At 71.0% G+C, this 18,991-nt stretch carries 20 protein-coding genes and 3 tRNA genes; 19 read left to right on the top strand and 4 right to left on the bottom strand.

The genetic code is table 11. From position 1 onward, the window contains the following. Positions 1–15: 15 nt before the first annotated feature. The 6 genes from QT381_RS01405 (at position 16) to QT381_RS01380 (ending at position 4,984) form a co-directional block, all read left to right on the top strand. Complete coding sequence (locus QT381_RS01405; protein ID WP_289246837.1) at positions 16–1,092, top strand: alcohol dehydrogenase catalytic domain-containing protein; 1,077 nt, start codon at positions 16–18, stop codon at positions 1,090–1,092. Continuing rightward, positions 1,089–2,108 (top strand): Gfo/Idh/MocA family protein, encoded by a 1,020-nt coding sequence (locus QT381_RS01400; protein WP_289246836.1) that lies wholly within the window; start codon positions 1,089–1,091, stop codon positions 2,106–2,108. Before QT381_RS01405 ends, QT381_RS01400 begins: the two co-directional genes overlap by 4 nt. Positions 2,109–2,114: 6 nt before the next feature. Then, entirely contained in the window at positions 2,115–3,197 is a 1,083-nt protein-coding gene (locus QT381_RS01395) for a glycoside hydrolase family 43 protein (RefSeq protein WP_289246834.1), read from the top strand. Positions 3,198–3,323: 126 nt separating this feature from the next. Then, entirely contained in the window at positions 3,324–3,731 is a 408-nt protein-coding gene (locus QT381_RS15715) for a hypothetical protein (RefSeq protein ID WP_353889743.1), read from the top strand. A 183-nt stretch (positions 3,732–3,914) separates the two neighbouring features. Then, positions 3,915–4,442 (top strand): helix-turn-helix domain-containing protein, encoded by a 528-nt coding sequence (locus QT381_RS01385; RefSeq protein WP_289246833.1) that lies wholly within the window; start codon positions 3,915–3,917, stop codon positions 4,440–4,442. Continuing rightward, positions 4,439–4,984, top strand: a complete 546-nt coding sequence (locus QT381_RS01380; protein WP_289246832.1) for a PIN domain-containing protein — start codon at positions 4,439–4,441, stop codon at positions 4,982–4,984. The genes QT381_RS01385 and QT381_RS01380 overlap by 4 nt, the downstream gene beginning before the upstream one ends. Here QT381_RS01380 and QT381_RS01375 read toward each other — a convergent pair. From QT381_RS01375 to QT381_RS01365, 3 genes are all read right to left on the bottom strand, one after another. Continuing rightward, positions 4,958–5,030: transfer RNA gene (locus tag QT381_RS01375), tRNA-Phe, on the bottom strand. The genes QT381_RS01380 and QT381_RS01375 overlap by 27 nt on opposite strands. A gap of 57 nt (positions 5,031–5,087) precedes the next feature. Then, a tRNA-Asp gene (locus tag QT381_RS01370) sits at positions 5,088–5,161 on the bottom strand. Between the two features lie 32 nt (positions 5,162–5,193). Beyond that, positions 5,194–5,266, bottom strand: a tRNA-Glu gene (locus tag QT381_RS01365). A 170-nt stretch (positions 5,267–5,436) separates the two neighbouring features. On the opposite strand from QT381_RS01365, the gene QT381_RS01360 reads away from it, so the two are divergent. Continuing rightward, positions 5,437–6,711, top strand: coding sequence for a peptidoglycan DD-metalloendopeptidase family protein (locus QT381_RS01360; RefSeq protein WP_289246831.1), 1,275 nt, complete (start codon positions 5,437–5,439; stop codon positions 6,709–6,711). Between the two features lie 93 nt (positions 6,712–6,804). On the opposite strand, the gene QT381_RS01355 is transcribed toward QT381_RS01360, so the two are convergent. Continuing rightward, the gene (locus tag QT381_RS01355; RefSeq protein WP_289246830.1) at positions 6,805–7,296 is read right to left on the bottom strand and encodes an inorganic diphosphatase; all 492 of its coding nucleotides are present in this window, start codon (positions 7,294–7,296) and stop codon (positions 6,805–6,807) included. Positions 7,297–7,343: 47 nt separating this feature from the next. Between QT381_RS01355 and tilS the strand changes: the two genes are divergently transcribed. The 12 genes from tilS (at position 7,344) to lysS (ending at position 18,838) form a co-directional block, all read left to right on the top strand. Next, complete coding sequence (gene tilS / locus QT381_RS01350) at positions 7,344–8,519, top strand: tRNA lysidine(34) synthetase TilS (RefSeq protein WP_289246829.1); 1,176 nt, start codon at positions 7,344–7,346, stop codon at positions 8,517–8,519. Between the two features lie 2 nt (positions 8,520–8,521). Continuing rightward, a complete protein-coding gene (hpt, locus tag QT381_RS01345) occupies positions 8,522–9,073 on the top strand; it encodes a hypoxanthine phosphoribosyltransferase (protein WP_289246827.1) in 552 nt (183 codons plus the stop codon). A 199-nt stretch (positions 9,074–9,272) separates the two neighbouring features. Beyond that, positions 9,273–11,282, top strand: a complete 2,010-nt coding sequence (ftsH, locus tag QT381_RS01340; protein ID WP_289246826.1) for an ATP-dependent zinc metalloprotease FtsH — start codon at positions 9,273–9,275, stop codon at positions 11,280–11,282. A gap of 5 nt (positions 11,283–11,287) precedes the next feature. Beyond that, positions 11,288–11,872, top strand: coding sequence for a GTP cyclohydrolase I (gene folE / locus QT381_RS01335; RefSeq protein WP_289246825.1), 585 nt, complete (start codon positions 11,288–11,290; stop codon positions 11,870–11,872). After that, the gene (gene folP, locus QT381_RS01330) at positions 11,869–12,720 is read left to right on the top strand and encodes a dihydropteroate synthase (RefSeq protein ID WP_289246824.1); all 852 of its coding nucleotides are present in this window, start codon (positions 11,869–11,871) and stop codon (positions 12,718–12,720) included. The genes folE and folP overlap by 4 nt, the downstream gene beginning before the upstream one ends. After that, entirely contained in the window at positions 12,717–13,082 is a 366-nt protein-coding gene (folB, locus tag QT381_RS01325; RefSeq protein WP_289246822.1) for a dihydroneopterin aldolase, read from the top strand. Before folP ends, folB begins: the two co-directional genes overlap by 4 nt. Then, entirely contained in the window at positions 13,079–13,618 is a 540-nt protein-coding gene (folK, locus tag QT381_RS01320) for a 2-amino-4-hydroxy-6-hydroxymethyldihydropteridine diphosphokinase (RefSeq protein ID WP_289246820.1), read from the top strand. The genes folB and folK overlap by 4 nt, the downstream gene beginning before the upstream one ends. Beyond that, positions 13,615–14,127, top strand: a complete 513-nt coding sequence (locus tag QT381_RS01315; RefSeq protein WP_289246818.1) for a DUF3180 domain-containing protein — start codon at positions 13,615–13,617, stop codon at positions 14,125–14,127. The genes folK and QT381_RS01315 overlap by 4 nt, the downstream gene beginning before the upstream one ends. A 35-nt stretch (positions 14,128–14,162) precedes the next feature. Then, on the top strand, positions 14,163–14,648 hold the full coding sequence (locus QT381_RS01310) for a PH domain-containing protein (RefSeq protein ID WP_289246817.1): 486 nt from the start codon (positions 14,163–14,165) through the stop codon (positions 14,646–14,648). 10 nt (positions 14,649–14,658) lie between these two features. Beyond that, positions 14,659–16,386 carry a PH domain-containing protein gene (locus QT381_RS01305; protein WP_289246816.1) on the top strand — a complete coding sequence of 576 codons (1,728 nt, stop codon included), beginning with the start codon at positions 14,659–14,661 and terminating at the stop codon, positions 16,384–16,386. Then, complete coding sequence (panC, locus tag QT381_RS01300; protein WP_502877397.1) at positions 16,373–17,257, top strand: pantoate--beta-alanine ligase; 885 nt, start codon at positions 16,373–16,375, stop codon at positions 17,255–17,257. Before QT381_RS01305 ends, panC begins: the two co-directional genes overlap by 14 nt. 54 nt (positions 17,258–17,311) lie before the next feature. Beyond that, positions 17,312–18,838, top strand: coding sequence for a lysine--tRNA ligase (lysS, locus tag QT381_RS01295; RefSeq protein WP_289246812.1), 1,527 nt, complete (start codon positions 17,312–17,314; stop codon positions 18,836–18,838). Positions 18,839–18,991: the final 153 nt, after the last annotated feature.

Genomic DNA, 18,991 nt, shown 5'->3' with positions numbered 1-18,991 from the left:
GCGTCGATCCTAAGGTTGCCACGTGGTATCGTCTGTCATGCCACGTGGCAAATAACCTCTGACGATGGAGTGTTGATGACCTCGACGACAGTGCTCGCCCCAGTATTCGAAGGGAGCGGTCGCATCGAATTCCGTGATCGCACCTACGAGGCCCCTGGTCCTGGACAGCTGCAGGTGCGTGTGCGTGCGAATGCCCTCTGCGGTACCGACCGTGCCCAGTATGCGAACGGCTCCGCGGTCATCCCTGGACATGAGGCGGCTGGCGAGGTCGTCGCCGCAGGGGACGGCACCTCGACGCCGATCGGCACCAGGGGAGTGGTGTTCCTCATGGACTACTGCGGCGAGTGCCGCAGCTGCCGAGTCGGGGCGACTAACCAGTGCCTCGGCAAGCGCGCCGACATGGGGTTCACCGACGACGGCGGATACGGGCCGCTCGAGACAGTCCACGAGTCGAACTTCTTCCCGATTCCCGCCGAAATCGAGATCGGCACAGCCACGATGCTGCTCGATGTCATGGGCACGTCAAGCCACGCGATCGGTCGGGCGCAGCTCGTGCGGCCCGACATCGAGAGCGTGTACATCGCGGGCGCCGGGCCGATCGGCCTCGGGCTCGCGGTGATGTCCCGCCTGCGCCTGGGTGCGGACGTCCCGGTGCACATCAGCGACGTATCTACCTGGCGGCTGGAGTTCGCCGAGAGCTTCGGCGCGATCCCGGTGCTCGCCTCCGACTCCGCCGCTATCCGTGCCGTCGGCCGCCCTGACGTCGCGTTCGACGCATCCGGCAAGGAGGTCGCGCGTCGCGCGGCGCTCGACATCCTCGGCAAACGCGGTGCGCTGGTGTGCGTCGGGCACGGCGAGTCCGTCACGCTCGATGTCTCGAAGGACCTGCTCGAACCGGAGCACGCCGTGCTCGGCAGCGAGTACTTCCGCTACGACGAGCTCGCCGGCAATCTCGAGCTGCTGCGAGCGAACCAGGACTACATCGGGCGGGTCATCTCGCATCGGTTCCCCGTCGACCGTATCTCCGAGGCATTTGACGTGTTCCTTGCCGGCGAGACGGGCAAAGTGCTGATCACGCAGGAAGACGCGTGAACGACCCGCTGCGCGTCGCGGTCGTCGGCGCAGGAGGCTGGGGGCAGCAGCACGCACGGGTGTTCGCACAGCGTCAGGACACCGACCTGGTCGCCATCGTCGGACGCGATCACGATCGCACCTCAGCGCACGCGGAGCGCTGGGGCACGCGGGGGTACACCGACCTTCATGGAATGCTGGACGCCGAACGGCCCGATCTCGTGACAATCTCCCTGCCGAACGAGCACCACTTCGCGACCACCCTGGAGATCATCCGCTCGGGAACCCCCCTGTTCGTCGAGAAGCCGCTCGTCTTCGACCTGGACGAAGCGGACGCGCTGCTGCGCGAAGCGGCCGAGCGGGACCTGTTCTTCGGCATCGACTTCAATCATCGATTCGCCGAACCCGTGCAGCGTGCGAAGGCGGCGGTCGATGCGGACGAGCTCGGCCGCGTCGTGTTCGCAACCTGGCGGTTCGGGGGATCCGCAAATTACGGCACGTCGCGTCACGCGAACCTCATCGAGACGCAGTGCCACGGGTTCGACCTGCTCGAGCATCTCGTTGGGCCGATCACGTCCGTGATGGCACAGATGACCGATGTCACCTACGGCGACTGGTCGACCCTGGCCCTCGCACTCGAGTTCGAGGGAGGCCCCGTCGGTACGATGCTCGGCACCTACGACTCGTCGTACGCCTACCCGGACTCGCAGCTGATCGAGATCAACGGCGTGGGCGGTCGGGCCGTCATCCATGACACGGTCCGCGAACTCGAACTGTCGCGTGCCGACCATCCGGAGACGCGAGTGTGGCGCGCGGGCTACTTCGACGACGAGGCGCGGTCGTTCCACCGCACCTTCGACCGGCACGTCGATGCCGTCCTGGCCGCTTTCCGAGACGGCCGGCAACCGCCCGTGCACGCTCGTGACGGTCGACGGGCTCTCGAGCTCGCTCACGCGGCTGTCGTCTCGCACGAGACCGGGACCCGAATCGCCACCACCCGGCGGGACGTCGACCCGCTTCCGCGAAACGAGCGATGATCGCTCGTGCCGTGGACCGCACGCCTCCGCGCTGCCCTGTTCTCAGGCGCTGTTATCGTCGCCGCGCTCGCCGGATGCTCGACGACCGGTGCCGGTGCGGACTCGAACTCTTCCGACGCGAGTGCGCAAGTGTTCACCAACCCGATCAAGGAGATCGGCAACGACCCGTGGGTGATCAAGCACGGCAGGTACTACTACCCAGTCGAGAGCTGGGACGGCGGAATCTGGGTCACTCGCTCGTCGAAGGACGACCTCACGGACATCGCCTGGGCGGGAAAGCGCGTCAAGGTCTGGACGCCGCCGTCCGATGGCCCGGCGTGCGCCGATGTCTGGGCTCCCGAGCTGCATTTCATCGACGACCACTGGTGCATCCACGTTGCAGCGACCACCTGTGACAAGGACAATCGCAATCATCGGATGTACGCGCTGCGCAGCACCACCGACGACGCACTCGGCGACTACGAGCTGGCAGGCAAGGTCACGGACGCGTCGGACCACTGGGCTATCGACGACACTCGATTCGAGTATCGGGGCCGCGCCTACTTCGCGTGGTCCGGCTGGCCTGGGGGAGAGGACGGACAGCAGAACCTCTACATCGCCGAGATGACGTCGCCGACGACGCTGGCAGGAACTCGAGTGATGATCTCCCAACCCGATCGGGACTGGGAGCGACGCACGCAACCGACCGAGGAGGGTCCGGAAGCTCTCGTGCACGACGGCCGGCTGTTCCTCGTCTACTCTGCGAGCGCGAGCTGGACCGATGACTACTGCTACGGCATGTTGACGCTGATCGGCGACGACCCGCTGGACCCCGACTCGTGGTCGACGTCGGATCAGCCCATGTTCGCGAGGACGGACAAGGTGTTCGGTCCCGGCCACGGGTCGTTCACGATGTCGCCCGACGGGTCAGAGTCCTGGATGGTCTATCACTCCGCTCGGCGCTCCGGGGCCGGCTGGAACCGCATGATGAACGCGCAGCCGTTCCGCTGGGAAAGGGACAAGCCCGGGTTCGGCGCCCCAGTGGCCACTGGGAAGAGCATCCCGGTGCCGTCGGGTCAGAAGACGCCGGCGACAACTGACGGATCATGAGCGCCGGCCCGACTCGTCCGTTCGGCCGCGCAGGGTTGCAGATCAGCGAGCTCGGCTTCGGCGGTGCGCCGATCGGAAACCTGCCCAGCGCCGTCCGGACGGAGATGCTCAGGCGGTCGTCGACGAGTGCTGGGTGCAGGGAGTGCGCTACTTCGACACCGCACCGTATTACGGCATTACGGAGTCGGTCTCAGCGAGCGGCGACTCGGGCATGCGCTGCAGCGGGGTGCCGAGGGGCAGAAGTTCGATGAGCAGCCCGCAATCGGCGAGACCGTCGACGACCTCGACCTGCCCGCCCTGGAGCCGATGCTCGACCGTCCGGTCGACGAGGCGGTGCTGAAGACGCTCGGTCTGGTGGTCGCAGACCAGCGGCGGCTCGTTCCCACCTATGGCAGGGTGCTCGTCGCCGGGAAGAATCGGGAGCGGCTGTTCTCCGGCACCTGGGGGCAGGTCGCTAGCTTCCGAGGCGAGAAGCGCATCGACATCTTCGACCAGGCCGAGTACCACAGGGCACCTGCCGCAGGTGCTCGATGAGGTGCACACCTTCCTGTCGAAGCACGCCTACAGGACCGCCGAGTTCACCGGCAAGGCCAAGCGTGACGACGTGCTCTCCCTGATGCAGAACTGTCATCCATGTCCTGCGAGATGACAGTCGGCAGGTCCGCCACCCCGACTCTGTGTTCGATTTTTTCGTTTTGTACGAGTATCATGAGGGTCATGAGCACCTCGACCGACACGCCACGCGGTGCCCGCAAGGCACAGACCTACCTTCCCGAGGCCAACGCTCGTGAGGAGATTCTCGACTTCGCCGAGTTGCTGCGCGAGCTTGAGGTCTTCCTCGCGCAGAGCTCGTCTAAGGCTGCGCTCGTCGACCCCCAAGGCAATGCCCGTCCCATCCCGGATGAGATCTTCCGCATCCTCGATCAGGTGACGAACGCGCTCGCCGCGGGAGAAGGCATCACGATCGTGCCGCAGGGCATGACCATGACGACGCAGCAGGCCGCGGACTTCCTCGGCATCAGCCGCCCGACGCTAGTCCGTCTCCTGGAGGCGGGCGACATCGCTTACGACAAGCCCGGCCGCCACCGTCGTGTCCGTCTGGAGGACTTGGTCGCGTACCAGGCGAACTTCCGCGCCGAGCGTCGCGCTGCGCTGCGCGAGTTGCAGCACGCGAGTCTGGGGGCGAAGGTCCGGGTCGGTAACCCGGCCGATGTGAAGCGTCGTGCGGAGCTGGACGCTGAGTGAGCTTTCCCGCCTTCTTCGATACCAACGTTCTCTACGGGGCGCTGCTCAACGACTTCATCCTCGAAATCGCTGACCGCGGTCTGTTCCGGCCGTTGTGGTCGAAGGATGTTCTGTTCGAGCTGGCGAAGAACCTCGTGAAGAACGGCGAGGACCCGGTGCTCGCCGTCGAGCCGTTCGACCTCGAAGTCGTCCACCCCGACGACTTCCTCCTGGATCAGCTCGACCTCTACCACGCGCCGACCCTCCGCGCCCTGGTCGAACTCGTCGAGGGATACGGAGGCACTACTGATCAGCTTCGTGAGATGGGCGCGCTCGGTGCTCACCATGCGCACTGGCCCGTCGTCGGTGAGCCCGGACACCGTGGCCTGTGCCCGCTGGGTTGCCTCGACCAGCCCGTGGTCGGCGCGGTCCCGCTCGAGCGCGGGCATTGTCGGCCTTCCTGGCCCCAATCGGACTATCAGTCTCGAACGGGGGCGAGTCGGGAGAAATCCGCCTGTGACCTGGGATTTTTCGAGTGGCTCCGACCGGCGTCGATCCGGTGACCTTTCGATTTTCAGTCGAACGCTCTACCAACTGAGCTACAGAGCCAGAGGTCGCGGACGACCTCTAAATGAAAGGCCCCTCCGAGGAGAGGCCTGCCATCCGCGACCCTGACCGGACTTGAACCGGCGACCTCCGCCGTGACAGGGCGGCGCGCTAACCAACTGCGCTACAGGGCCATATTGAGTTGTGACAGTCGCTCACCGAAGCGTGACCCCAACGGGATTCGAACCCGTGCTGCCGCCGTGAAAGGGCGGTGTCCTAGGCCACTAAACGATGGGGCCGCGAGAGTCGCCCCTCGTGACTGCCGAGGGTCAAGCATACGGACGCGACGCCGGAACGCCAAATGCGCCGGAATCGCGACAGTCGGCGGATGAGCCGGACCTCCCAGCCACCCGGGGTTACGGTCGCAGGGAGTGTGCGGTCGCGCCGGCGACCGGGGGGAGAGACGGGCATGATCCACGGGCGACGGATGCGACGCGGCGCGATGGCGCTGCGGGACCGCGTGCCGCGCCGGGCCGCGCGCGGGGCGGCATCCGTGCTCGTCATCGCGCTGCTCGCCGCGGGCGGGATCGCGGCGACCTCGACGACGGCGAGCGCGACGGACTACCCGACCTGGCAGGACGTGCAGGACGCCAAGGCGGATGTCGCCAAGCGTCAGAAGGTCATCGACCAGATCAAGGAGTCGCTGAAGGCGCTCGAGGCGAACGTCGCCTCGACGCAGGCGGTCGCCCAGAAGGCCGGCGAGGCCGCCCAGGAGGCCGACCAGGCCTACCAGGAGCAGGCCATCAAGGCCCAGAAGATCGATGCGCAGGCGACCGACGCCGCGACGCAGGCGGCGACCTCGAAGAAACAGGCCGCCGAGCTCGCCGCGCACCTCTACCGCACCGGGCCGAGCGACCTCACGATGTCGCTCATCATCGGCGCGAGCGACGCCGACCAGACCCTCTACGACTACGGCATGAGCGAGAAGCTGTCCGAGCAGTGGCAGGGCGTCTATGCGCGGGCCGAGCAGGACCAGAACACCGCGACCTCGCTCGCCGATCAGGCGAAGGTGGCGGCCGGCATCCTGAAGCAGTACAAGGCGGATGCCGATGCCAAGCTCGCGGTCGCGAACGACGCCGCGCAGAGGGCGCAGTCCGCGTTCGACGAGGAGCAGGCGCACCAGGCCGAGCTCGAGACGCTGCTCGAGATCGCGCAGAACGACCTCACGGCGACGCAGGCCGACTACCAGAAGGGCGTCGAGGAACGTGCGCGGCAGGCGGAGCTCGCACGGCAGCAGCAGTTCACGGGCAGCGCCGCCGACCACGGCCAGATCATCGACGGCTGGACGAACCCCGCGTTCGGGCCGATCACGAGCCGGTTCGGCCAGCGCGTGTATCCGTTCGTCGGCTTCCACCTCGGCACGGATGTCGGGGTCGCCTGCGGCGGACCGGAGTTCGCCGCGCACGCGGGCACCGTCTCGTATGCCGGCTGGAACGGCGTGTACGGCAACTTCATCCGCATCGACGTCGGCGACGGCGTGCAGATCGAGTACGGGCACATCATGAACGGCGGCATGCTCGTGCACGTCGGCGACGCCGTGACGGCGGGGCAGCTCATCTCGCACGCGGGCAAGACGGGCATCGCGACCGGATGCCACGAGCACTTCGGCGTGCGGCTGAACGGACTCGTGACGAACCCGCAGCCGTTCCTGTCGGCCCGCGGCATCACCCTCGGCTCGGGCTGACGCATCCGCCCCGGCCGCCGGCCCCACCTCGCTGGGCGCGGCGGGGCCGCGGGGGAAATATGGGCGCGCGGGCTCAGCGCGCGGGCGCGGGGCTCAGTGGGCCTGGGTCGTGAGGCGCTCGATGCCCTCGACGACGATCTGCTCGGCCGCCGCGGCGCCCTCCCAGCCCTCCGTCTTGACCCACTTGCCGGGCTCGAGGTCCTTGTAGTGCTCGAAGAAGTGCTCGATCTCCTTCTTCGTGTACTCGGGGATGTCCGCGAGGTCCTGGATCCACGCCCAGCGCGGGTCCTTCGCGGGCACCGCGATGACCTTGGCGTCGCTGCCGCCGTCATCCGTCATGTTGAACACGGCCACGGGACGCACCGAGACGCCGACGCCCGGGAAGAGCGGGTAGTCGAGCAGCACGAGCACGTCGACGGGGTCGCCGTCGAGGCCGAGCGTGTTCTCGAAGAAGCCGTAGTCGGTGGGGTAGACGAAGCCGGTGAACAGCACGCGGTCGAGATAGACGCGTCCGGTCTCGTGGTCGACCTCGTACTTGTTGCGGCTCCCCTTGGGGATCTCGATGACGGCGTCGTAGGCGGCCAAGACTGCTCCTAGAAATCGGCTCGGATGGGCGGCACTAACGTTAGTGGATGCCCCCACGGCCCCGGCTGACGCCCGCGATCGCCGACATCCGCCGAGCGGTGCGTGCGTCCCTCGCGCCGCTGGGTGCACCCGCCGCTCCCGGCCCCGAAAACGAAGGAGAACTGCCCGCGATCGGCCCGGACGGGGGCGATATCGACGCGGGCGGCATCCGTTCTCCTTCGTTTTCGGGCACGCGATCGCTCGTGCTCGTGGCGCTCAGCGGCGGCCCGGACTCGCTGGCGCTCGCCGCGGCCACCGCGTTCGAGGCGCCGCGCGCGGGCCTCGCCGCCGGCGCCGTGATCGTGGACCACGGCCTGCAGGAGGGCAGCGCGGATGTCGCGGCGCGCGCCGCGGACCAGGCGCGCGGGCTGGGCCTCGCCCCCGTGCTCGTGCGCCGCGTCGACGTCGGCGACTCGGGCGGCCCCGAGTCGGCCGCGCGCGCGGCCCGGTACGCGGCCCTCGACGCCGCGGCCGACGAGACCGGCGCGATCGCCGTGCTGCTCGGCCACACCCTCGACGACCAGGCCGAGACCGTGCTGCTCGGCCTCGCCCGGGGCAGCGGCGCGGGCAGCCTCCTCGGCATGCCGGCCGTCGGACGAGGCGAGCTCGACGAGCCCGCGACCGCGCGCGCCCGGCCGGCCGGCCGGTACCGGCGTCCGCTGCTCGGCATCCGTCGGTCCACGACCGAGGCGTTCTGCGCCGACAGCGCGCTCGTGCCGTGGCGCGACCCGCACAACGGCGACCCGCGCTTCGCGCGGGTGCGGGTGCGCACCGAGCTGCTGCCCGAGCTCGAGCGCTCGCTCGGCCCGGGCGTCGCCGAGGCGCTCGCGCGCACGGCCGAGCAGCTCGCCGAGGACGCCGAGGCGCTCGACCACCTCGCGGAGGAGAACCTCGAGGAGATCGTCGAGCTCGAGGAGGCCGGGCTGAGCATCGGCGTCGCACTGCTCGCGGCGAACCCCGCGGCGCTCCGCCAGCGCATCATCCGTGCCGTCGTCGAGCACGAGTTCCACGTCGGCCTGAGCCGCCGGCAGACGCTGGAGGTGGCTCGGCTCGTGACAGACTGGCACGGCCAGGGACCCCTCGATCTGCCCGGCCTCACGGCGCAGCGGCGGGGCGGTCGCATCCACCTCATCTCCACCCGCGCCGGTGACCTCACCGGCCAGAAGCCGCCCGCGGAGCACTGACCATGCAGTTCAGCGACGTCGAGTCCGACCTCACCGAGATCCTCCTCACCGAGGAGCAGATCCACGACACGATCGCCGGGCTCGCGGCCCGCATCGACGCCGACTACGCGGGCAAGACGCCGCTGCTCGTCGGCGTGCTGCGCGGTGCGGTCATGGTGATGGCCGACCTCGCGCGGGCCATCACCATCCCGATCGAGATGGACTGGATGGCGGTGTCGTCGTACGGCAGCAGCACGCAGTCGTCGGGTGTCGTCCGCATCCTCAAGGACCTCGACACCGATCTGCACGGCCGCGACGTGCTCATCGTCGAGGACATCATCGACTCCGGGCTCACGCTGAGCTGGCTGCTGCAGAACCTGCGCGGCCGCGGCGCCGCATCCGTCGAGATCTGCGCGCTGCTGCGCAAGCCCGAGGCCGCGAAGGTGCAGGTCGACGTGAAGTACCCGGGCGTCGACATCCCGAACGCCTTCGTGGTCGGCTTCGGCCTCGACTACGCGGAGAAGTACCGCAACCTGCGCGGCATCGCGGTGCTCGCGCCGCACGTCTACAGCTGACGGCAACAGCCAGACGGATGCCTCCCGCCGACCTCGTCATCGAGCCCCCGCACCTGCCGCGGGCGAGAACGCGCACATGCTCGCGATCGCCGGGCATATCTAGCCCTTGGCGAACACGCAGGGGGCGTCCGGATTGCCCGCGCTACCCTTCTTGCAATCTCTCGGCAGGAAGGTGTCGGGCCGCTGGGCCCGCAGCAGCATGGATCTGAAGCGTATTTTCCGCGGCCCCGTCATCTACATCGTCATCGCCATCGTCGCGGTCGTCATCGGCTCGAGCCTGCTCTCGGGCACGGGCACGAAAGAGGTCTCGGTCAAGAAGGGCCTCGAGCTGCTGCAGGACGACAAGGTCTCGAGCGCGAAGATCATCGACGGCGACCAGCGCGTCGAGCTCACGCTGACCCAGCCCGACGGCGACCTCGGCACGCACGTGCAGTTCTACTACGTGGCCCCGCGCGGCCCGGAGGTCGTGAACGCGATCAACGACGCGCAGGTCAAGGACTACACGGATGAGGTGCCCCAGACCAACTACCTCATGTCGATCCTCGGCGTGCTGCTGCCGTTCCTCATCCTGGGCGCCATCTTCTACTTCCTCATCAGCCGGATGCAGGGCGGCGGCAACCGCGTCATGCAGTTCGGCCGCTCGCGCGCGAAGCTCGTGGGCAAGGAGAGCCCCAAGGTCACGTTCACGGATGTCGCCGGTGCCGACGAGGCGGTCGAGGAGCTCGAGGAGATCAAGGACTTCCTGAAGGACCCGGCGAAGTTCCTCGCGGTCGGCGCCCGCATCCCGAAGGGCGTGCTGCTGTACGGCCCCCCCGGCACCGGCAAGACCCTGCTCGCGCGCGCGGTCGCGGGCGAGGCGGGCGTGCCGTTCTACTCGATCTCGGGCTCCGACTTCGTCGAGATGTTCGTCGGCGTCGGCGCGAGCCGCGTGCGCGACCTGTTCGAGCAGGCCAAGCAGAACTCGCCGTCGATCGTGTTCATCGACGAGATCGACGCCGTCGGCCGCCACCGCGGCGCGGGCATCGGCGGCGGCAACGACGAGCGCGAGCAGACGCTCAACCAGCTGCTCGTCGAGATGGACGGGTTCGACGCGAAGACGAACGTCATCCTGATCGCCGCGACCAACCGGCCCGACGTGCTCGACCCGGCGCTGCTGCGCCCGGGCCGCTTCGACCGGCAGATCGGCGTCGACGCCCCCGACCTGCAGGGTCGCAAGCAGATCCTCGAGGTGCACGGCAAGGGCAAGCCGCTGTCGAAGTCGGTCGACCTGGAGGTGCTCGCGCGCAAGACGCCCGGGTTCACGGGCGCCGACCTCGCGAACGTGCTCAACGAGGCGGCGCTGCTCACCGCGCGCTCCAACGCGCAGCTCATCGACAACCGCGCGCTCGACGAGGCCGTCGACCGCGTGATGGCGGGGCCGCAGCGCCGCACGCGCCTGATGAACGACAAGGAGAAGCTCATCACGGCCTACCACGAGGGCGGCCACGCGCTCGCGGCGGCGTCGATGCGCCACACCGACCCGGTCACGAAGGTCACGATCCTGCCGCGCGGTCGCGCCCTCGGCTACACGATGGTGCTGCCGATCGAGGACAAGTACTCGGTGACGCGCAACGAGCTGCTCGACCAGCTCACCTACGCGATGGGCGGTCGCGTGGCCGAGGAGATCGTGTTCCACGACCCGACGACCGGTGCGTCCAACGACATCGAGAAGGCCACCTCGATCGCGCGCCGCATGGTCACCGAGTACGGCATGAGTGCCACGATCGGCTCCGTCAAGCTCGGCCAGACCCAGGGCGAGCCGTTCATGGGCCGCGACATCGGCGCCTCGCGCGACTACTCCGACGACCTCGCCGAGACCATCGACCGCGAGGTGCGCGCCCTCGTCGAGAAGGCGCACGACGAGGCCTGGGAGATGCTCAACAAGAACCGCGACGTGCTCGACCGGCTGGCCGAGGAGCTGCTCGAGAAGGAGACCCTCGACCACATCCAGCTCGCGCAGATCTTCGAGGGCGTCGAGAAGCTGCCCGAGCGCCCGACCTGGCTCTCGAGCGCCGACCGCCCGCTCTCCGACCGGCCGCCCGTGAAGGTGCCCTCGCGCGCGCCGATCGACCCGGGCATCGCCGACGGCGGAGTGGACTCCGAGCCGCCGGCCTCGAAGCCGAAGCGCACCACGCGCCCGCGCAAGAGCCCCGGCATCGCCACCGCGTAGGTCCGATGCCCATCGACACCGCACGCATCGAAGCGGCCGTCGCCGACATCCTCTCCGCGATCGGAGAGGATGTCGCGCGTCCGGGACTCTCGTCGACCCCCCGTCGCGTGGCCGAGGCCTACGCGGACTTCTTCTCCGGCCTCGACGTCGACCCCGTCGAGCCGCTGCGCGACCGGGTCGAGCTGCGTCCGGACGAACGCGGTGAGCTCGTGCTCGTGCGCGGGCTCGACTTCCGGTCGATGTGCGAGCACCACCTGCTGCCGTTCCTCGGCACCGCGCACATCGCCTACGTTCCGCGGGATGGCGCGGTCGGCCTGGGTGCGATCGCGCGCGTGCTCGAGACGCTCGCCTCGCGCCCCCAGCTGCAGGAGCGCCTCGGCGAGGAGGTCGCGCAGGCCCTCGAGACCGGCCTCGGCGCCGCGGGCGTGCTCGTCGTGCTCGAGGCCGTGCACGGCTGCGTCTCGGCCCGCGGCGTGCGCCAGGTCCGCAGCTCGACCGTGACCGTCGCGAGCCGCGGCACCCTCGCCGACCCGGCCCAGCGCGCGTGCGTGCTCGCGCTCGTCGGCTCGCCGGCGGGAGCGCCGGCGTGACCTCCACCGCCGTCGTCGCCCTCGCCCGGCAGACGACGCCCCGTCCGCGGCCGCGCATCGTGGGCGTGCTCAACGTGACGCCCGACTCGTTCAGCGACGGCGGCCGCTTCGACCGCACGGATGCCGCGATCGCGCACGGCCTGCGCCTCATCGACGAGGGCGCGGACATCCTCGACATCGGCGGCGAGTCGACGCGACCGGGGGCCGCGCCCGTCGACGTCGAGACGGAGATCGCGCGAGTCGTGCCCGTCATCCGTGCCCTCGCCGGCCGCGGGGCCGGGCTGAGCGTCGACACACTGCACGCGCGCACCGCGGCCGCGGCGATCGAGGCCGGCGCCGAGATCGTCAACGACGTGTCGGGCGGGCTCGCCGACCCCGAGATGTGCCGCGAGATCGCCCGCGCCGGCGTGACCTACATCGCGTCGCACTGGCGCGGCCGCCTCGACGGCACCGACGACGCCGCCTACACGGATGTCGTGACCGACGTGCGCGCGGAGCTCAAGGCGCGCATCGCCGAGCTCATCGTGTGGGGCGTGAACCCGCGGCGCATCGTGCTCGATCCGGGACTCGGCTTCTCGAAGACCGCGACGCAGAACTGGGCGCTGCTCGGCCACCTGCCCGAGCTCGCGACGCTCGGCTACCCCGTGCTCGTCGGCGCGAGCCGCAAGCGCTTCCTCGCCGAGTTCGCACCCGAGGGCGCGCCGGCCGAGGAGCGGGATGCCGCGACATCCGTCGTCAGCGTGCTCGCCGCGCAGGCCGGCGCGTGGGGCGTGCGCGTGCACTCGGTGGCCGCCACGCGCGCGGCGCTCGACGTCTGGGAGCGGTGGGAGCGGGGGGCGTCGTCGTGACCGGGGACCGCATCAGCCTCACCGGACTGCGCGCCTTCGCGCACCACGGCGTCCTCGCCCACGAGCGCCGCGACGGCCAGGTCTTCGTGCTCGACGTCACGGTCTACCTCGACCTGAGCGGCGCGGCGGCCGGGGACGACCTCGCGCGCACGGTGCACTACGGCGTGCTCGCGGAGCAGATCGTGGCCGCCGTCGAGAACGAGCCCGTCGACCTCATCGAGACCGTCGCCCAGCGGGTCGCGGACGTCGTGCTCGCCCACGGGGTCGTCGAGCGCGTGCGCGTCACGGTGCACAAGCCCGACGCCCCGATCACCGTGCCGTTCGCGGACGTCGCGGTCACGATCGAGCGGGGCCGCGCGTGAGGCCGCGCCCGATCGACCTGCCCGCCGTGCTCGCGCTCGGCGCGAACCTCGGCGACCGCGCCGCCACGCTCGCGGCGGCCGTCGCCGACCTGCGGGCGACGCGCGGCATCGTGGTCACCGCGGTGTCGGATGCCGTCGAGACCCCGGCGCTCAAGCCCGACGGCGTCGACGTGACCGCCCCGGCCTACCTCAACGCCGTCGTCACGATCCGCACGCACCTCTCGCCCCGCGAGCTGCTCGAGACGGTCAACCGCATCGAGGCCGAGCACGGCCGCGTGCGCGCCGAGCGCTGGGGCGACCGCACGCTCGACATCGACATCGTCGCTATCGACGGCCTCGTCGTCGACGAGCCCGGGCTCACGGTGCCGCACCCGCGCGCGGCCGAGCGCGCGTTCGTGCTCGCGCCGTGGCTGCAGGTCGACGCGGACGCCGCCATCCCGGGGCGCGGGCGCGTGGACGCGCTGCTCGCGGCGACGGGGGAGCATCCGCCCTCGGCCGGCCCGCTGCTGACGGATGCCGCGGGGGCGACCCGATGACGCGCACCCGGCCCACCGTGCTGCTGCTGGTCGCGCTGCTCGGCGGCGCGGGCGGCTGGTTCGTCGAGGTCTGGCAGGTCGCGGTCGGGCACCCGGCCGTCGTGCCGCCCTGGACCCTCGCCGTCGTGCTCGCCCTCATCGGCGTCATCATCGTGCTCTACGCGATCCCGGTGTGGCGTTCGACGAGCGGCCGCTCGAAGCGCGAGAAGCCGGATGGCGCCGTGCCCGCGAAGCGCGTCGACCCGTTCTACGCGACCCGCGTCGTGCTGCTCGCGAAGGCCTCATCGCTCACCGGCGCGATCCTCGGCGGGGCGGCCGTCGGCATCCTGTTCTTCCTGCTGACCCGGTCCGTGGTCGCGGCGGTAGAGTCGGTCACGCTCGCGATCGTCACGGCCGTGGGCGCGCTCGTGCTGCTCGTCGGCGGGCTCGTCGCCGAGCGCATGTGCACGCTGCCGCCGGACGACGGCGAGGGCGAGCAGGACCACCCGAGCGTCGCGCCGCACTCCTGAGCAGCCGGCGCTCGTCGAGGGGGAGAGGAATCACCGTGACCGCTCGCCTCGACGTCGCCCCCGGCGACTGGCTGCGGGTGTCGGCCCGCTACGTCGTGGTCGACGCCGTCGGCTGGGCCGTGTCGGGGGCCGTCGCCGTGGGCGTCTCCTTCCTGCCGTGGCTCGCGTTCCACTGGGGCTGGGCGTGGCCGCTCCCGATCGTCGTCGGCGTGGTCGCGCTCGTCGTCGTCGGGCTGACGCCGCGCCGCGTGCGCGCCATCGGCTACCGGCTGCGCGACGACGACCTGCTCGTGCGGCGCGGGCTCGCCTGGCAGCGCTTCCTCGCGGTGCCCTACGGGCGGATGCAACTCGTCGACGTGACGCGCGGCCCGCTCGCTCGGGCGCTCGGCCTCGCCGAGCTGCGCTTCGTGACGGCCGCCGCGTCGAGCACGATCGTCGTGCCGGGGCTGCCCGTCGCCGAGGCGGAACGGCTGCGCGACGAGCTCGTGGCGCTCGCCGAGAGCCGCCGGGCCGGGCTGTGAGCGCGGGCCTGTGAGCGACCGGCCCGCGAGCGAGCCGCCCGCTCCCGCGGGCGCGTCCCGCGTCGACTCCTCGCACCTCGCCGACGGGGACTGGCACCGGCTGCACCCCGCCACCCCCCTCCTGCGCGGCGGGGTCGCCCTCGTCGCGATCGCGGGCGTCGTCGTCGTGAACCTGCGCGACACGGTCATCGACGCCCTCGTCGGCGGCGGCGACCGTGCCGATCGTGACAGCGACCCCATCCGCTGGCTGCTCGGCAGCCCGTACCTTCCGCTCGCGCTCCTCGGCGTGCTCGTCGTGCTGCTCCTGCTCGTCGGCGGCTACTACCTGTCGTGGCGGATGCGCTCCTTCCGCGTCGGCGACGAACTCGTGGAGGTGCGCAGCGGCGTGCTGTCCCGCAACCACCGGCGCGGGCGGCTCGACCGCGTGCAGGGCGTGTCCATCCAGCGGCCGCTGCTCGCGCGCCTGTTCGGCGCCGCGCGCCTCGAGATCGACGTCGCCGGGCAGGACGCCAACGTGCGCCTCGACTACCTCTCCACGGCGGCCGCGGACGCGCTGCGCCGCGACATCCTGCTGCTCGCCTCCGGCGCGCGCGCCCTGGAGCTGAAAGCGACGGGCCAGCGTCGCCACGACGCTCCCCACCGGCACGGACCGCCGGAGCTTCGCACCGTCGGTAACCGCCGGAGTGGGCCCGGCGCCGAGGGAGCCGGCGACCGGGGCTCGGTTTCGGCAGGCTCGTTCGTCGACGCGCGCGTCTCCGAGTTCCTCGCGCCCGAGCTCGACCCCGCCCTCGCCGCCCCCGAGAGCGTCGTCGCGATACACCTCGGCCGGCTCATCGGCTCGATCGTGCTCAGCGGCCCGATGTTCTGGATCCTGCTCGTCACGATCGCGCCCCCGATCGTGTTCCGCGACGCGCCCGTGGTGGCCCTCGCATCCGTCGTGCCCGGCGTGCTCGGCGTCGGCAGCTTCCTCGTGCGGCGCTTCACGCGCTCGCTGCGCTACACGATCGCGGCGACGCCCGACGGCATCCGCATCGGCTTCGGGCTGCTGTCGACGAGCAACGAGACGCTGCCGCCGGGCCGCATCCACGCCATCGAGGTGTCGCAGCCGCTGCTCTGGCGACCGTTCGGCTGGTGGCGCGTGCGGATCGACCGGGCGTCGTCGTCGCGCACCAACGGCGCGGCCGGCCAGGCGAACACGACGATCCTGCCGGTCGGCGACCGGGACGACGTGCGCCGGGTGCTCGCCCTGGTGTTCCCGGAGGCGAGCGTCGAGGCGATCGACGCGGGGCTGACCCGCGGCGGCCCGTTCGTGGGGTCGCCGCCGCGCGCCCGGGTGCTGCGCTGGTTCTCCCGCCGCCGCAACGGGTACGCCCTCGCCGCTGACCTCGTGCTGCTGCGCACCGGCGCCGTGCTCCGGGCGCTCGTCGTCGTGCCGCTCGCGCGGGTGCAGGGCGTGTCGGTCCACCAGGACCCGCTCGAACGGATGCTGCGCCTCGCCTCCGCGCGCGTGCACACCGTCGCGGGACCGGTCGTGCCGCGCGTCGGCGCCCTCGACGCGCGTGACGCCGAGGCGCTGCTCGAGGCGGTGGCGTCCGGGGCGATCGCCGCGGCATCCGTCGACCGCGCGCACCGCTGGCGCATCGACGCGGGGGCCGCACCGCTGGTTGAGGATCGCGCGAGCGAAGCGAGCCCGCGTCTCGAGACCCCGCCGTCGGCCGACGACGATGCGCGGCACTAGCCTGTCGGGAGCGCCCGACCCGAAGGACTCCTCCGTGCACCACCCCCGCATCGTCACGACCATCGCCGAGCTGCGGGAGGCGCTCGCCGCGAGCGGCTCCGTCGGGCTCGTGCCGACGATGGGCGCGCTGCACGACGGACACCTCGCGCACGTGGCGCGCGCCCGCGAGCTCGTCGACACGGTCGTCGTCTCGATCTTCGTCAACCCGCTGCAGTTCGGTCCGAACGAGGACTACCTGCGCTACCCGCGCGACCTCGAGGCGGACGCGGCGAAGCTCGCCGACGCCGACCTCATCTTCGCGCCCGAGCCCGCCGAGATGTACCCGAACGGCGCGATCGAGACCCGCATCACCGCGGGCCGCGTCGGCGACACGTTCGAGGGCCGCTCGCGCCCGGGGCACTTCGACGGCGTGCTCACGGTCGTCGCGAAGCTGCTCAACATCGTCGGGCCGCGCGTCGTGACGTTCGGCGAGAAGGACGCCCAGCAGGCCTTCCTCGTCGAGCGGATGATCCGCGACCTCGACATCCCGACGCGCGTCGAGCTCATCCCGATCGTGCGCGAGGACGACGACCTCGCCATGTCGAGCCGCAACCGGTACCTCTCCGACCGCGAGCGGGTGGCCGCGCGGGCGCTCTCCCGCGCGCTCGAGGCCGCCGAGTCATCCGCCGACCGGGGCATCGACGCGGTCATCGCCGCATCCCAGTCCGTCGTGATGGGCGAGCCGCTCGTCGAGCTGGACTACTTCGCGATCGTCGACCCGGCGACGTTCCAGCCCGTCGACGACGGCTACCGCGGGCCCGCCCGGGCGATCATCGCGGCACGGGTCGGCTCGACGCGGCTCATCGACAACACCCGCCTGCGGCTCGGCTGACGCGGCCGGGCTCGCCGGCGGGGGCGGCGCCCCCGCCGGATACCATGGGGGACCGTGACCCCCCAGACCCCCGCCGCGCCCGACGAGGCCCCCGAGCCCACGGCCGAGGAGGTCAGCGAGCAGAAGGCGGTGCGGCTCGCCAAGCGCGAGCGCCTCATCGACGAGCGCACGGATGCCGGCGGCGGCGCCTACCCGGTGAGCCTGCCGCTGACGACGACGATCACCGCCGTGCGCGCCGCGCACCCCGACCTCGAGCCGGACGCGACGACTGGCGAGATCGTCGGCATCGCCGGCCGCGTGGTCAACGCGCGCAACACCGGCAAGCTCTGCTTCGCGAGCCTGCAGGCGGGCGACGGCGAGCGCATCCAGGCCATGGTGAGCTTGGCCGAGGTGGGCGAGGAGAGCATCCGGCGCTGGAAGGAGCTCGTCGACCTCGGCGATCACGTGTTCGTCTCGGGCGAGGTGATCAGCTCGCGGCGGGGCGAGCTCAGCATCCTCGTGACCGACTGGGCGATCGCGGCCAAGGCGATCCTGCCGCTGCCGAACCTCTACAAGGAGCTCAGCGAAGAGAACCGGATGCGGTCGCGCTACCTCGACCTCATCCAGCGCGAGCAGGCGCGCACCACGGTCGTCGCCCGAGCCCGCACGAACGCGAGTCTGCGCGCGACGTTCGCACGGCACGGCTTCCTCGAGGTCGAGACGCCGATGCTGCAGACGATGCACGGCGGGGCATCCGCTCGTCCGTTCGTGACGCGGTCGAACGCGTTCGACACGGAGCTGTACCTGCGCATCGCGCCCGAGCTGTTCCTGAAGCGCGCGGTCGTCGGGGGCATCGACCGGGTGTTCGAGATCAACCGCAACTTCCGCAACGAGGGCGCCGACTCGACGCACAGTCCCGAGTTCGCGATGCTCGAGGCCTACCAGGCCTACGGCGACTATCACACGATCGCCGACCTCACGCAGGAGCTGATCCAGGATGCGGCGGTCGCCGTCGCCGGGTCGACGACCGTGACGTGGGCCGACGGCACGGCGTACGACCTCGGCGGCGACTGGGACCGCGTCTCGATGTACGGGTCGCTCTCCGCCGCCGCGGGCGTCGAGATCACGCCCGGGACCCCGCTCGCCGAGCTCGAGGCGCTCGCCGCGCGCGAGGGCGTGGAGGTGACGCTCCCCACGCACGGCAAGTACGTCGAGGAGCTCTGGGAGCACTTCGTCAAGGGCGGCCTCACCCGGCCGACGTTCGTGATGGACTTCCCGGTCGACACGAGCCCGCTCGTGCGCGACCACCGCGCGATCCCCGGCGTGGTGGAGAAGTGGGACCTCTACGTGCGCGGCTTCGAGCTCGCCACCGGCTACTCGGAACTCGTCGACCCGGTCATCCAGCGCGAGCGCTTCGTCGAGCAGGCCCAGCTCGCGGCCCGCGGCGACGACGAGGCGATGCGTCTCGACGAGGAGTTCCTGCGCGCCCTGGAGCACGGCATGCCCCCGACGGGCGGCATGGGCATGGGCATCGACCGCCTCATGATGGCGATCACGGGCCTCGGCATCCGCGAGACGATCCTCTTCCCCCTGGTCAAGTAGCCGGTGCCGCGGGTGGCGGCGGGTGCCGCGGGTGCGGCGCGGTGGGGCGGTGCGGCGCGCCGCGGTTCGTGTGCCGCCTGCGTCCGCTCGATGTAGGAAATGCAGGAGTGCTCGTCAGGGGTGTTTTCGACATCCGCGCGAACATAGGGGCCC

The sequence above is a fragment of the Galbitalea sp. SE-J8 genome (assembly GCF_030345695.1).
GTDB lineage: Bacteria > Actinomycetota > Actinomycetes > Actinomycetales > Microbacteriaceae > JAUASV01.
The sequence above is the reverse complement of the archived record's forward strand: the minus strand, read 5'-3'. Positions and strand labels throughout refer to the sequence as shown.